The sequence below is a fragment of the Archangium lipolyticum genome, assembly GCF_024623785.1.
GTDB classification, from domain to species: domain Bacteria; phylum Myxococcota; class Myxococcia; order Myxococcales; family Myxococcaceae; genus Archangium; species Archangium lipolyticum.
Window position 1 is genome coordinate 242426 of record NZ_JANKBZ010000011.1, and the last position, 13090, is coordinate 255515.

Annotated in this window: 11 protein-coding genes and 2 tRNA genes; 4 read left to right on the plus strand and 9 right to left on the minus strand. The window is 68.9% G+C overall.

All coding sequences use genetic code 11. The annotated features are described in order from the left end of the window. Nucleotides 1-112 precede the first annotated feature (112 nt). On the plus strand, nt 113-2413 hold the full coding sequence (locus NR810_RS24355) for a LamG domain-containing protein (protein WP_257455764.1): 2301 nt from the start codon (nt 113-115) through the stop codon (nt 2411-2413). On the opposite strand, the gene NR810_RS24360 is transcribed toward NR810_RS24355, so the two are convergent. The 9 genes from NR810_RS24360 to NR810_RS24400 all read right to left on the minus strand — a co-directional run bounded on the left by NR810_RS24360 (nt 2410) and on the right by NR810_RS24400 (nt 10057). After that, nucleotides 2410-3831 carry a glycosyltransferase family A protein gene (locus NR810_RS24360; protein WP_257455766.1) on the minus strand — a complete coding sequence of 474 codons (1422 nt, stop codon included), beginning with the start codon at nt 3829-3831 and terminating at the stop codon, nt 2410-2412. The genes NR810_RS24355 and NR810_RS24360 overlap by 4 nt on opposite strands. 2 nt (nt 3832-3833) lie before the next feature. Further along, a complete protein-coding gene (locus NR810_RS24365; protein ID WP_257455767.1) occupies nt 3834-4667 on the minus strand; it encodes a glycosyltransferase family 2 protein in 834 nt (277 codons plus the stop codon). A gap of 19 nt (nt 4668-4686) precedes the next feature. Further along, nucleotides 4687-6021: an ABC transporter ATP-binding protein gene (locus NR810_RS24370; RefSeq protein ID WP_257455769.1), complete on the minus strand. Its 1335-nt coding sequence runs from the start codon at nt 6019-6021 to the stop codon at nt 4687-4689. 6 nt (nt 6022-6027) lie between these two features. Beyond that, nucleotides 6028-6810, minus strand: a complete 783-nt coding sequence (locus NR810_RS24375) for an ABC transporter permease (RefSeq protein ID WP_257455770.1) — start codon at nt 6808-6810, stop codon at nt 6028-6030. Between the two features lie 151 nt (nt 6811-6961). Beyond that, nucleotides 6962-7036: transfer RNA gene (locus NR810_RS24380), tRNA-Gly, on the minus strand. Between the two features lie 15 nt (nt 7037-7051). Beyond that, a tRNA-Gly gene (locus NR810_RS24385) sits at nt 7052-7126 on the minus strand. Nucleotides 7127-7210: 84 nt separating this feature from the next. Beyond that, the gene (gene pgsA / locus NR810_RS24390) at nt 7211-7903 is read right to left on the minus strand and encodes a CDP-diacylglycerol--glycerol-3-phosphate 3-phosphatidyltransferase (RefSeq protein WP_257455772.1); all 693 of its coding nucleotides are present in this window, start codon (nt 7901-7903) and stop codon (nt 7211-7213) included. A gap of 11 nt (nt 7904-7914) precedes the next feature. Next, on the minus strand, nt 7915-9414 hold the full coding sequence (locus tag NR810_RS24395) for a tetratricopeptide repeat protein (RefSeq protein WP_257455773.1): 1500 nt from the start codon (nt 9412-9414) through the stop codon (nt 7915-7917). Further along, complete coding sequence (locus NR810_RS24400; protein WP_257455774.1) at nt 9368-10057, minus strand: lytic transglycosylase domain-containing protein; 690 nt, start codon at nt 10055-10057, stop codon at nt 9368-9370. The genes NR810_RS24395 and NR810_RS24400 overlap by 47 nt, the downstream gene beginning before the upstream one ends. A gap of 87 nt (nt 10058-10144) precedes the next feature. Between NR810_RS24400 and nadB the strand changes: the two genes are divergently transcribed. From nadB to NR810_RS24415, 3 genes are read left to right on the plus strand one after another with little or no spacing between them, the layout of a single operon-like run. Beyond that, nucleotides 10145-11734, plus strand: coding sequence for an L-aspartate oxidase (gene nadB / locus NR810_RS24405; protein WP_257455775.1), 1590 nt, complete (start codon nt 10145-10147; stop codon nt 11732-11734). Between the two features lie 7 nt (nt 11735-11741). Next, the gene (locus NR810_RS24410) at nt 11742-12485 is read left to right on the plus strand and encodes a rhomboid family intramembrane serine protease (protein WP_257455776.1); all 744 of its coding nucleotides are present in this window, start codon (nt 11742-11744) and stop codon (nt 12483-12485) included. After that, a complete protein-coding gene (locus NR810_RS24415) occupies nt 12486-13079 on the plus strand; it encodes an LOG family protein (protein WP_257455777.1) in 594 nt (197 codons plus the stop codon). The last annotated feature ends 11 nt before the right edge of the window (nt 13080-13090 follow it).

The following is a 13090-nucleotide window of genomic DNA, read 5'->3' on the forward strand; positions in this document are numbered from 1 at the left end:
AGAGGGCAGATGGTCGTCACATGGGACAGGCAACACCCTCCCTCCCAGCAAGAATCACCGGTCGACGCGGCAAGCCGTGAGCGGCGGACCGGTGACATGGGAGAGAGACGACATGGCACTGGAGCCCTCGCGAGAGATACACCTGACGGGCGTACACGCCTACGCGGAGAAGAGCGTCTTCGCGGGTGACACCCTCCACTTTCGCGTCAGCAGCAGCGTCCCCTACCGCATCTCCGTCGTCCGGCTGGGCACGAACCCGGACGGCACGTCGGAGGATGTCGAGCTGCTCCCGGCCCAGGATGGCGGCCCGAATCAACAGCCCATCCGCCCTGGCTCGTACGTGAACGTGGACACCGGCCTGCCCGACAAACCCTTCAAGGCCCTGACGCTGGAGTGTTGGGTGCGGCCGTGGGATCTCGACTCCTGGCAGGGAGTGCTGACGCAGCACAGGTTCCCCGATGCGTCCGGCATCGGCCTGTTCCTCACGCCGGCCGGGTACGTCCTCCTCTATTTCGGCCAGGGAACGGACTTCGACGGCTCACGGCTCGTGCGCAGCCCCAGGCCCCTCACGAGATTCCACTGGCACCACCTCGTCGGCGTCTGGGATGGGAGCCAGGTCTCGCTCTGGATCGACGGCCAGCGGGTGGCGGGCCCCTTTCCGCTGACAGGCCCGGTCCGGCCGGGAACCGCGCCGCTGCGCCTGGGCGCCTATGGCGAAGTCATCGACGGTCAGCCGCGGACCTGCAAGTTCCTGAATGGCGATCTGGCCATGCCCGTCATCTACGACCGCGCGCTCTCCGCCGGGGAGATCCAGCAGCGCTACGCGGACAAGGGATTGCACCCGCCCCCGCTCAAGGGGGTGCTCGCCTGCTGGCCCCTGTCCGAGGAGAAGGGGAGCGAGGTCGCGGACATCAGCGGGAACAAGCGTCATGGCCACATCATCAATGAAGGAACCTGGATGATTGGTGGGCCTGGCTTCGATGGCGCGAACGGCTCGCGCTTCAAGAAGGGGTACAATCCCGCGAAGGATGCGACGCGCGGGCACGCCCTGCGCCTGGCCTCCGACGACCTGTACGACTGCTACTGGCAGGAGTCCCACGCCTTCGCCCTCCCGCCAGACCTGACGCCGGGCATCTACGTGGGACGGGTGCGCCACGGGGACGCGTTCCAGCACATCTATGACGTCACCTTCGTGGTCCGGAGAGCCAGGGGTCTGCCCAAGGCTCCCATCCTCGTCCTCTGCGCCACCAATACCTGGCTGGCCTACTGCGGCACGCCGTTCGCGCCCAACCACACGGGGAACGATCCTCGCCAGTTCTGGGGAGTCACGGGACAGGAAGACCCCTCCGAGGCTCCGAAATACAACTTCTACAGCAACCACCGGACCGAGCAGCCCACGTACAAGATGGGGTTGAACCTGCCCTGGCCGGCCGCGTCCCCCTACACCTATTACAGCTCCGCCAACACCTGCTACAGCCACCTGTCCCGTGCCGAGCGCTTCACGCACCTCTGGCTCGAGAGCAACGGCTACGACTTCGACGTGGCCACCGACTTCGACCTGCACCAGAACCCGGAGCTCCTCAAGGGCTACCAGGTGGTGCTCATCAACGGGCACAGCGAGTACTGGTCCATCCCCGCCTACAAGGGAGTGGAGAGCTACCTGAAGCAGGGAGGGAAGGTCATCGCGCTGTCGGGAAACACCATGTTCTGGCGCGTGAGCTTCGACGGCAAGCTGACGACCATGGAGTGCCGCAAGGCCGAGCGGCTCGGGGCCGCGGGAGGGCTGTCCCACGCCATTCCCGGGGAGCTGTACCACAGCAACGACGGGTTGCTCGGCAGCCTGATGCGCGAGAGTGGCCATTCATGCTGGCGCCTGCTCGGACTGGAGAGCGTGGGCTACATCAACAACGACAACTACCTCGCATTCACCTGCGACAAACCGGAGCATCCCTTCTTCGAGGGGACCGAGCTCGTCCAGGGAGCGAAGTTCGCCAGTGACGCCGTGGGCCACGAGTGGGACGTGCGCATCGACCTGCCCCAGCAGCGCATCAACGGGCTGATCCCCAAGCAGGATCTGCCCAAGGGCGTCGTGACGCTGGCGCACTGTCAGGCGACGCGAGACGAAGCCGAGACCAAGGGTGACACCCTCTGGGACTACAGCGGCCAGGAGCTCTCCGCCGAGAGCAAGCAGCAGATCCAGCAGCTGCTCAACAGCCAGATGATCTACTGGAAGCGCCCCGCGGGTGGAGAGGTGTTCTTCGCCGGCGCCATCGGCACCGGCTGGGCCCTGATGAAGTCAGGTGCGGATCCCCGATGGGGAGTCATCCTGCGCAACGTCTTCCAGCACTTCGGCGTGCGGCCCGCGGCCACCCCCATCGTGGAGGAGCACGAGCCGGCCCCCGCGCACGTCTAGCGCACCAGCCGACCCGCGAGGGACTTCAGCGCGCCGTGCAGGCCCGGCACGCGCTCGCGCAAGCGGCTGTTCAGCTCGTCGAGGAATCGATGCCGGAGGCCCTTCGCGCTCGCGCCCTCGGCCCGAGCCCGTACCACCCGCTCCTCGACGGTGCCCAGCGAGGTGAGCATCCGAAGCTCCGGCGGTAGCGCCACCGGCTCCTGCGGGTCAGGGCCGGTGAAGCGCTGCTCGCAGGAGGCGATGCCGCCCAGGAAGGTGGGCTCGAAGAGCGCCGCGAGGCGCAGGGGCAGCTCGGAGGCACGCTCGGCGGCACGCTCCAGGGAGAAGGGCCCCAGCCGCGAGCGATCCACCATCAGGGCGAACAGCAGGGACGGCTCCTGGTACAGGTGTGCCGGCTCCAGGTGCTCACCCAGCGGCAGTGGCCGCTTGTGGGGGACGAACCGCTCGGCGCCCTCCAGGGGCGTCCGCCGGGCGCGAGACACCGCCCATGCGGCCGGACCATCCCGCAGCGTCTGGACGAGCTTCACGTAATGGTCCGGGTAGACGACGCACGCCGCATCGAGGAACGCCAGGTACTGTCCCCGGGCACGGCGGAGCCCCTCGACGAACGCCGCCGGGGCCTGCGCTTCGACGAGGTCGAACGTGTAGCCACCGATGGCCTGGTAGCGCTCCAGCAGCTCACGCGCCGCCTCGTCCCGTGAGGGAGTGACGAGGAGGATCTCCAGGGGATGCTGCTCCTGGCACGCGAGCGAGAACAGGGCCTCGTCGAGCAACGAGCGAGCCTGGGCATCCCCGGCCCACAGCACCACGCTGAGCAGCCCGGGAACGCGCGCTGGCGCGGCCGGCTCTTCCCGGTCACCGGAGGACGTGAGCGCGTAGAACAACACATCCGTCTCCGTCGCCGGGGAGAGCTGGGCGAGGAGGCCCCTCAACGCGGTCTCCGTCCCGGCGGCGAGCGCCGTCGTCCGGGGCTGACAAGGAACCGCGCGCCGCGCCAGGACCTTCAGCCCGAGCGCGGAGAAGCAGCGCGACAGGGACGCCTCGGTGGCGCCGAGGACCGCCGGAGCCTGACCGGAGAGCGTCTCCAACAGCGCGGTCGAGGAGGCCGCGTTGCGCGCGCCCACCAGCAGCGTCGCGGAAGGCACGGCCTCGACGAGGGTCCGCAGCGTCTCCTCGAGGACTGGAGAGGGACCGTCCCCGGAGAGCACCACGTGGCTCGGTGCCAGCCAGCCCAGCATCTCCGCCAACGGGCTGTCCGACTCCGAGGCCCCGGCCATGTCCAGGACGGTGCACCCGGCGGCCACCAGCCGCTCCGCCAGCACCTCGTCGCGCGCGAGCAGCAGCACGCGCGCTCCCCTCCCGACCTGTTCGAGAACCCAGGCGTGCAGTGGCACCTCTGACTCCATGTCGGTGGGCATCTTCACCAGCGCGACCCCGCGAAATCGAAGCCCTGGGAGAAGTCCGCCACCCGGGCGAGCTCCCGGGACGGACGCTCCACGGTGGGCCTGGGGAACGGCGGCCCGCCCAGCTCGCCGTACGCCTTCAGGCAGAGCTCGGCGAACGCCGCGTCGCCGTACTTCGCGCCGAGCAGCGCACCACTGCGGCGCACGCTCTGCTCCCGCCGGGGGCTCACCTCGCGTGTCACCGTGTAGTGGTGGGCCAGCGCCAGGGGCGCCACATGCGTGGAGAAACCCGCCGCCCGGGCACGCCAGGACAGATCCACGTCCTCGCAGTACATGAAGAAGCGCTCATCGAAGCCGCCCACCGCCTCGTACAGCTCCCGGGTGATGAGCAGCACGCAGCCCGAGCACCAGGGCGTCTGGTGCGTGATGGGATCATAGGGCTTGGGGTGCTCGTCCGGGAACATGCGGGCCTCCACCAGGCCCGTGCGCGCGTGGCGGCGCGTCTCGGCCACCAGCTCGCGGACACAGTCCGGGTGCAGCACCGCGTCGGGGTTGACGCACACGTAGTGGCCCACCCCGGGCTCGGCGAAGGCTCGCGCCATCATCCGGTTGTGCGCGATGCCGAAGCCGAAGTTGCCGCCCGAGTGCCGGTAGTCGCTGCCCGGCGCCAGCTCCGCCAGTACCTCGCGCAGCGACTCGTCCGGCGAGTTGTCGAGCCACATCACCTCGAACGGAGGCGTCCCCGGCGAGCGCCGGCCGAGCCCGAACGAGGCCACCAACCGCGACAGCTCGTGATGGGAGTTCCGGTACAGCACGACGCCCAGGCGGACGCCATCGGCTTGCCGCTTCACCTGTTCCTCCCGCCGAGCCTCACGAGGCCGTGTTGAGCAGGGGCTCCGCCTGCTCGATGACCCACCGGTGCGGTGGGCGAACCAACCCCTCGTCCGCGATGGGCGAGCGCACCTCGAAGACACTCGGCTGCCCGCCGGTGGCATGCACCGCGCCATTGGCCGAGCGGGCCGACACGGCCAGGGTGTACCGGCCCGGGGTCAGACCCACGCGCTCGATGACGAAGCGCACCGTCCCACGCTCCGGCAGGGGGCTCGGCAGCTCCACCTTCTCGAGGAAGGTGTTCGTCCCGAACACCTGGGTGCCGCCCTCGCGCCGGATGTCCACCGCGAAGCCCACGTCCGACACGGGCGTCCGGGTGGAGAAGCCGATGCGCACCTCCAGACCCTGCTCGGTATCCACCACCACGCCCGTATCGCCCCGGGTCGCCACCAGGTCCACCGCGTGCAACTCCACCAGCGGAGCCACGGGGGCCTCGTTCCCCGAGGAAACCACGGGGATTCCCGTCGGAGCCGTGTCGGCGCCCTGGAGCGAGGGGAGCGCGCCTCCGCCCGGGCTGAGCGCGGGGGCCAGGAGCGGAGAGCCCTGGGCCTCGGCCAGCCGCAGCGCCTGCTGGTAGTGGCGGATGACCCTCGCGGGCTCGCCCACCTCGCGGATGCGCCCGCCGTCCAGCCACGCCGCGCTGTCGCACCACGAGGCCACCGTGCCCAGGTCGTGCGTCACCAGGACGATCGTCTTCCCCTGCCGCTTGAACTCCGTCATCTTGGCGAGGCTCTTCTTGCTGAAGTGCTCGTCGCCCACGGCGAGGATCTCATCGATGATGAGGATGTCCGGGTCCACGTGCGTGGCCACGGCGAACGCCAGGCGCATGTACATGCCGCTGGAGTAGGTGCGCACCGGCTCGTCGATGAACTCGCCCAGCTCGCTGAAGGCGATGATCTCATCCATGCGCGCGCGTACCTCCGCGCGGCTCATGCCCAGGATGATGCCGTTGATGAGGATGTTCTCCCGCCCGGAGAAGTCCGGGTGGAAGCCGGCGCCCAGGTCCAACAGCGCGGAGATGCGCCCGTTGATCTGGATGGAGCCCGACGTGGGCGCGTAGATGCCGGTGATGATCTTCAGCAGCGTGCTCTTCCCCGAGCCGTTGCGCCCGAGGATCCCCATGGTCTTTCCCCGGGGGATGGTGAGATCGATCCCGCGCAGCGCGGTGATGAGCCGCGCCTCCTCGGACTGGCGCTGCCCGCGCATCCAGCGCAGCAGCTCGGACTTGAACGTCGTGTACTCGCCCCGGATGGTCCGCTTCCGGAAGCTCTTCACGACGTCACGGATGACGATGGCGTCCATGGATTCCTGCATTGGCGACTAGATGGACTCCGCGAATTCCTCGCGGCGGGCCTCGAACAGCTGCGAGGCACCCCACAACAGCGCGAGCGACCCCAGGGCCAGCCCCAGCAGGGGCAACCCGTCCGGGAGCCGGTGTTCGTAGAAGATGGACTGGTACGAAGTGATGAGGATGGCCACGGGATTGACCAGCGTCACCAGCACCCGCATCCGCGGATCGGCGATGGTGCTGGCCTGGTACAGCACCGGCGTGCAGAAGAACCAGAGCGTGAGCAGGTTCTGCACGATGTGCTGCAGGTCCCGGAAGGTCACGTTGATGGCGGAGATGATGTAGACGAGCGCCAGGGTGAAGACGAGCTGGATGAGCACCACCAGCGGGAAGGCCACCACGTGCCACGTGGGCCACACGCCGTAGAAGGCCCCCAGCACCAGCATCAGTGGCAGGGACAGCACGTAGTTGATGAGGTTGGTGGCCACCACCGTGGAGGGCAGCACCTGCGCCGGGAAGCGCACCTTGGTCATCAAGTCCCGCCGGTCGCTGATGGTGCTCGCGCCGGCGCCCACGGAGCTGGTGAACCAGATCCACGGCAGCAGGCCCACGAACATGAAGAAGGCGTACCTCGGGATGTTCTGCCGCATCACCACGGTGAAGAGCAGCGCGTACACCAGCATGTGGAGGGTCGGGTTCAGGAACGTCCAGAAGAACCCGAGGACGGAACCGCGGTAGCGCGCCTTCAGCTCGCGTTGGACGAGGCTGATGAGCAACCCCCGGTATTGGTACAGCTCTCGGAAGTGGCGGAACATGGGGCGGCCTTCATATAGCAGGCCAGAGCCGGTACGCGAGGCAGGCGGACATACGGGGCCCCGCTCCTCGCGATGGCCGGTTCGCTGTCCGAGCCAGGGGCCGGACCTGGAAAAAACAAAGGCCCCCTGGTCTCCCAGGGGGCCTTCTTGTTGGAGCGGGAAAAGGGATTTGAACCCTCGACCCTCGCCTTGGCAAGGCGATGCTCTACCACTGAGCTATTCCCGCATCAGGTCGGAGTATTGGAGCGGGAAAAGGGATTTGAACCCTCGACCCTCGCCTTGGCAAGGCGATGCTCTACCACTGAGCTATTCCCGCTTCTCTCGACTCCTGAAGCCTCTCGCCGGTGCCTCGCGGCGCCGTCGAAAGTGAGGGGGGATATACAGTCCGCTCCCAGGTGCGTCAAGCCTTCTGTGCGTCCGTTCCGCTCCCCCGTCTGGCCAGCATGGCGAGGAAGGCACGGAAGTACACGACGGCGCTCCACACCGAGAACGCCCCCGACAGATAGACCAACAGCTGACCCACCTTGTTGAAGTCCACGGGCGCCGAATAGAAGCCCACGTCGATCAGGTGCTCGTAGTGCACGCAGAGCGAAATGATGCCCACGAGCTGGAGGGACGTCTTCCACTTGCCCTCCTGCCCGGCGGCGATGACCATGCCCTCGCTCGCCGCGATGGTACGCAGGCCGCTGACGATGAGCTCGCGCGCCAGCAGCACGATGACCACCCAGGCCGCGATGCGCCCCAGCCGCACCATCATCACCAGGGCGGCCATGACGATGAGCTTGTCGGCCAGCGGGTCCATGAACTTGCCCACCACGGTGATGAGGTTCCACTGGCGCGCCAGGTAGCCGTCCACCACGTCCGTGATGGCGGCCACCGCGAACACCGCCGCCGCCAGCAGCGAGGAGTACGGGTCCGCGTCGTAGGTGAGCCACACGAAGACGGGGATGAGGAAGATCCGCCCCAGCGTCAGCATGTTGGGCAGGTTCCAGAACTCCTGCACGAGCACGCTGGGCTCGCGCGCCGCCCGACGCCGCGCCCGCTCCTCCTTCTTCTGCCGCTTCCGCAAGGCCCGCTGCTCAGCTCGATCCATGGTGCCGCCTTCTATCGGACTGGGAGGGCGATGAGGGCAAATCCTTCACCGGTCAGCTCCACGGCGATCCGGGGCGGCTCGCCCCCCGGCGCCGGCAGCGGCACCACGCGGGGGGTCACCCCACCCTGCCAGCCCACCAGGTGGGACAGGGGGATCGTCACCGGCGCCTCCTCGGCGACGCGCACCGAGCGCAGCGTCCCGGTGAGGCTCAGCAACACCCGCCCCTGCCCGCGCAGGTGCACCAGGCTCAGGTCCGGCGCCACGTCCGAGGGCACCTTGCCATTCTCGAAGGCCACCGGCTCCTCGAAGGCGAAGACGCACTCCTCCCGGAGGTAGGCGCCCTCGTCGCCCACGTCCACCGCCAGGAAGGAGCACTCCTGCGCCGGCTCGAGGAAGAGCACGCCCGAGCCGCTGACGCGCACCAACTGCTCCGCCCCCTCGCCGAAGGCCTCCTCCGTGGGGAGGCCCCGGTAGCGCTTCATCTCCGGTTGGAACCCGAGCTGCCCGGTGAAGGCCACCAGCCCCTCCAGCCGCGTGAGCAGCTCGCCGTCCACGCGCACGGAGAAGCTGCCATTGCCCACCCGGAAGGGGTTGGCCTGGCTCGCCCCCGCCAGCGCCACCGCCGAGACCAGCTCGGCCAGCACCGGCACGTCCGCGCCCGGCCGGAAGGCCACCTTCGACGGCAGCTCGGGGGTGGCCCCCTCCAGCGTCTGCGGCAACGGCTCGCTCGTCTCCACCGCCGCGGACGTCTCCGCGAAGGTCTCCTCCGTCCGCGCCTCGGCCTCGTCGGACGGGCCCTGGCTCCCCGCGAGTGCACCCGGCCCCTCGTCATCGGTGAAGCGCAGCTCCTCCGAGCTCTCCTCGCCGGCCGGGGACGCCGCGGTGGAGGGGGACTCGTCCAGACCGAACTGGGCACCCCACTCCCCCTCGGCGGGAACGGGAGCGGGAGTGGAGGCGGAACGCGCGGCGGGCGCGACCGCCGGAACCGCGCTCAGCGAGAGCCTCGAGGGCCGGGCGAACGTCTCCCCCGCGATGGCCCTGGCCATCTTCTCCACCATCACGTCGCTGCCGGCCTTGACGAAGTGCTCGCGGGCGCGCCCGTACTCCCCGGCCTGCGCCAGCGCCAGCCCCAGGTAGTTGTGCGCCTTCTTGTGGTCCGGCTGCAGATCCGTCGCGGCCTCGAACTCGCGCATGGCGCGCTGGAGGGCGTTGGTCTTCAGGTACACCAATCCCAGGTTGACGCGCAGCGTGGCGTCCACCGGGTTGTCGCGCACCAGCGCCTCGTAGAGCTCGGCGGCCCGGTCGAACAGGCCCAGCTTGAAGTAGGCCAGCCCGAGCAGGTTGCGGCCCTTCTCGTTCCTCGGTTGGAGCTGATGGGCCCGCTCCAGCAACTGCCGGGCCTCGGTGACCCTGCCCTGCGCCAGCAGCTCTCCACCCTGGTAGAGCTGCTTCAGGAACTCCTCGTCAACGGGGCTCTTCTGCCCCCGTCCCGACACGCGCGTCGTCGCCATCCGGATCCGTCCCGCGAGGCTCGTTCTTCGTGAGCTCTTCGCGCTCTTTGTAATGGAAGTAGAGCTGGAGCACCTTGCGCACGTAGGCCTGCGTCTCAGGGTACGGCGGCACCTGGCCACCGTACTTGCGCACCGCGTCCGGGCCCGCGTTGTACGCGGCCACCATCTTGACCATGTCCCCGTTGTAGAGGTTGGCCAGCACTCGCAGGTAGCGCACCCCGCCCTCGATGTTGTCCCGGGTGTCGAAGATGTCCTTCACGTACATCTCCGAGGCCGTCCCGGGCATCAGCTGCATCAACCCGCTGGCCCCCTTGGGGGAGAGCGCGTTGACGTTGAAGTTGCTCTCCGCGTGCATGATGGCCCGCACCAGGGCGGTGGGAATGCGGTAGCGCGTGGCGGACTGGACGATGTGCGGCTCGAGATCCTCCGGGGTGCGCGCCCGGCCCCTCACGGGGGCGTTGGGCGCGGGCGCCTGGGAGAAGGTGCCCTTGAGCTTGTTCGCCTTCTTCGAGCCGGGAGGTGGAACGTTCGTGTAGACGATCGTTCCATCCTTCTCCACGTACCTGTAGATGCCCTCGGACGCATGAGCGCCCAGGGGGGCAAGCAGCAGCACGGTCAGCAGCAGGACGGGAATGGCTCGCATATCGGCCCCTCAACCTTAGATCCCCGCCCGAAAGTCCTCAAGAAATCGCCTTGTTTCCGGCACTTACAGCCATTAAGGCTCTGACACATGGCCCATAGGTTCGACTTCCTGGTTTTGGGTGGTGGTGTAGCGGGCCTCTCGTTCGCCCTGCAGGCGGCGCGCCACGGAACGGTGGCCGTCCTCACCAAGCGGGAGCGGTACGAGAGCAACACCGCCTACGCCCAGGGCGGCATCGCCAGTGTTCTGTCCCCCACCGACACGTTCGAGTCGCACATCCAGGACACCCTGGAGGCCGGTGCCGGCATCAACCACCTGGACGCGGTGGAGGTGACGGTGCGCGAGGGCCCGGACCGCATCCGCGAGTTGGTGCAGCTGGGCGCGGACTTCAACCGCCGCACCACCGGCGAGTTCGATCTCACCCGGGAGGGCGGCCACTCCGAGCGGCGCATCATCCACTCCGGCGACATCACCGGGCGCGAGGTGCAGCGCGCCCTGCTGGAGGCCTGTGACGATCAGCCCAACATCACCTTCTTCCCCAACACCTCGGCCATCGATCTGATCCTCGACCGGCGGCCGGTGCCGGGGGCCCCCGGACGGTGCCTCGGGGTGTACGCGCTCATGCCCACGGGGAGCATCGACCGCTTCCTGGGCAAGGTGACGGTGCTGGCCACCGGCGGAGCGGGCAAGGTGTACCTCTACACCTCCAACCCGGACGTGGCGACGGGCGACGGCGTGGCCATGGCGTACCGGGCGGGCGCCGAGGTGGCGAACATGGAGTTCTACCAGTTCCACCCCACCTGCCTGTACCACCCGGAGGCCAAGAGCTTCCTCATCAGCGAGGCCCTGCGCGGCGAGGGCGGCAAGCTGCGGCTGCGCAACGGCCAGCAGTTCATGGACCGCTACCACCGGCTGGCGGAGCTGGCCCCGCGCGACGTGGTGGCGCGCGCCATCGACGCCGAGCTCAAGCGCACCGGCGACGACTGCGTCCACCTGGACATGACGCACCTGGGGCGCGCCTTCCTCATGGAGCGCTTCCCCAACATCTACGCCACGTGCAAGGCCTTCAACATCGACATGGCCGTGCAGCCCATCCCCGTGGTGCCCGCGGCCCACTACATGTGCGGCGGCGTGGTGACGGACCTGTACGGGCGCACCAGCGTGCCGGGCCTCTACGCCATCGGCGAGGTGTCCCACACGGGCCTGCACGGCGCCAACCGGCTCGCCTCCAACTCGCTGCTGGAGGGGCTCGTCTTCGGCCACCGGGCCGCCGCGGTGTGTGCCGAGGAGGCGCGTGCGAACGGCAAGCACCATGACGAGCCGCCCGCGTGGGACGAGGGCAGCGCGGTGGCCTCGGACGAGAGCGTCGTCGTCACGCACAACTGGGATGAGATCCGCCGGTTGATGTGGAACTACGTGGGCATCGTCCGCACGGACAAGCGGCTGATGCGGGCGCGCCGCCGGCTGGAGCTGCTGCGCGAGGAGATCCGCGACTACTACTGGCGCTTCAAGGTGACGCGCGACGTGATCGAGTTGCGCAACATCTGCGAGGTGGCCACCCTCATCGTGGACTGCGCCAGTCGGCGCAAGGAGAGCCGCGGCCTGCACTTCACGCTGGACTACCCCAACACGGACGAGCACCACTGGAAGCGTGACACCGTCGTCCGTCGAGAGATCTGACCACCGGATGACCTCCCCCAACGACGAGCCGCGTGACACCTGGGAGCCCGCGGGAGCTCCTGGCCCCGAGCAGCGGCCCACCGAGGCCCCTACCCCACCCGTGCGCCAGCCGTGGCCCCCGGTGTGCGCCACCATCCTCGTGGGCGCGGTGGCCCTGTACCTGCTGGATGCCTTCCTGAGCCCGGAGCAGGGCGCGCTCCTCGTGGGCGCACGGGGGCCCGTCTTCCAGTGGGCCACCCTCTACGGGCCGTACGTCCAGGAGGGCCAGTACTGGCGCGCGCTCTCCTGCATCTTCGTGCACGGCGGCCTGCTCCACCTGGGCTTCAACATGTCGGTGGTGTACTCGCTGGGCATGCCCCTGGAGCGGGGCATCGGCAGCGCGCGGTTCCTGATCATCTCCCTGGCCACCACGCTGGGCGCGTCCGCCTTCGCCCTGCTCTTCAACTTCGAGGTGCCCACCGTGGGGGCCTCGGGGATGATCCTCGGCTGGGGCGGCGCGATGATCCTCATCGCCACGCGCGAGTTCCGCCGCAGCCTGATGTTCTGGCTGGCCCAGGTGCTGGTCATCAGCATGCTGCCGGGAGTGAGCTGGGCCGCGCACCTCGGAGGCTTCCTCTTCGGCCTGCCCATGGGCTTCGCCCTGCGCCTGGGGCCCCGGGTCTTCGTCCGCGCCGCGCCATTGTTGCTCGCCATCACCGTGGCGGTGGTCTACATCGCCGCGAATCCGGAACGTTTCAGGGGAGTACCCTAGATGAGCATCCAATCGGTCTGCGTCTTCTGTGGCTCGCGGATGGGAGCCCGTCCCGAATACCTCGAAGGAGCCAGGGCCCTGGGCGCGGAGCTCGCCCGGCGGGGGCTCGCCCTCGTCTACGGGGGAACCAGCGTGGGGCTGATGGGCGCCATGGCGGACGCGGTGCTCGCCGGAGGTGGCAAGGTGGTGGGCGTGCTGCCCCACGTGCTGGGGGACAGGGAGATTGCCCACCGGGGCCTCACCGAGCTGCACATGGTGGACTCCATGCACACGCGCAAGGCGATGATGGCCTCGCGCGCGGACGCCTTCATCGCCATGCCCGGCGGCGTGGGCACCTTCGAGGAGCTCTTCGAAATCACCACCTGGGCCCAGCTCGGCATCCACCACAAGCCCATCGGCCTGCTGAACGTGGCGGACTTCTACGGGCCGCTGCTGGCGCTGATGAAGCGCGCGGTGGACGAGGGCTTCATCCCCGAGACACGCGCCCAGCCCTTCGCCTGCGAGGCCTCGCCGGCGGCGCTGCTGGATGTGCTCCAGAAGGCCGGACAGCCGCTCGCCCCGGACAAGCAGGTGCTCCGGCCGGAGCAGACCTGACGCGAGCGCCG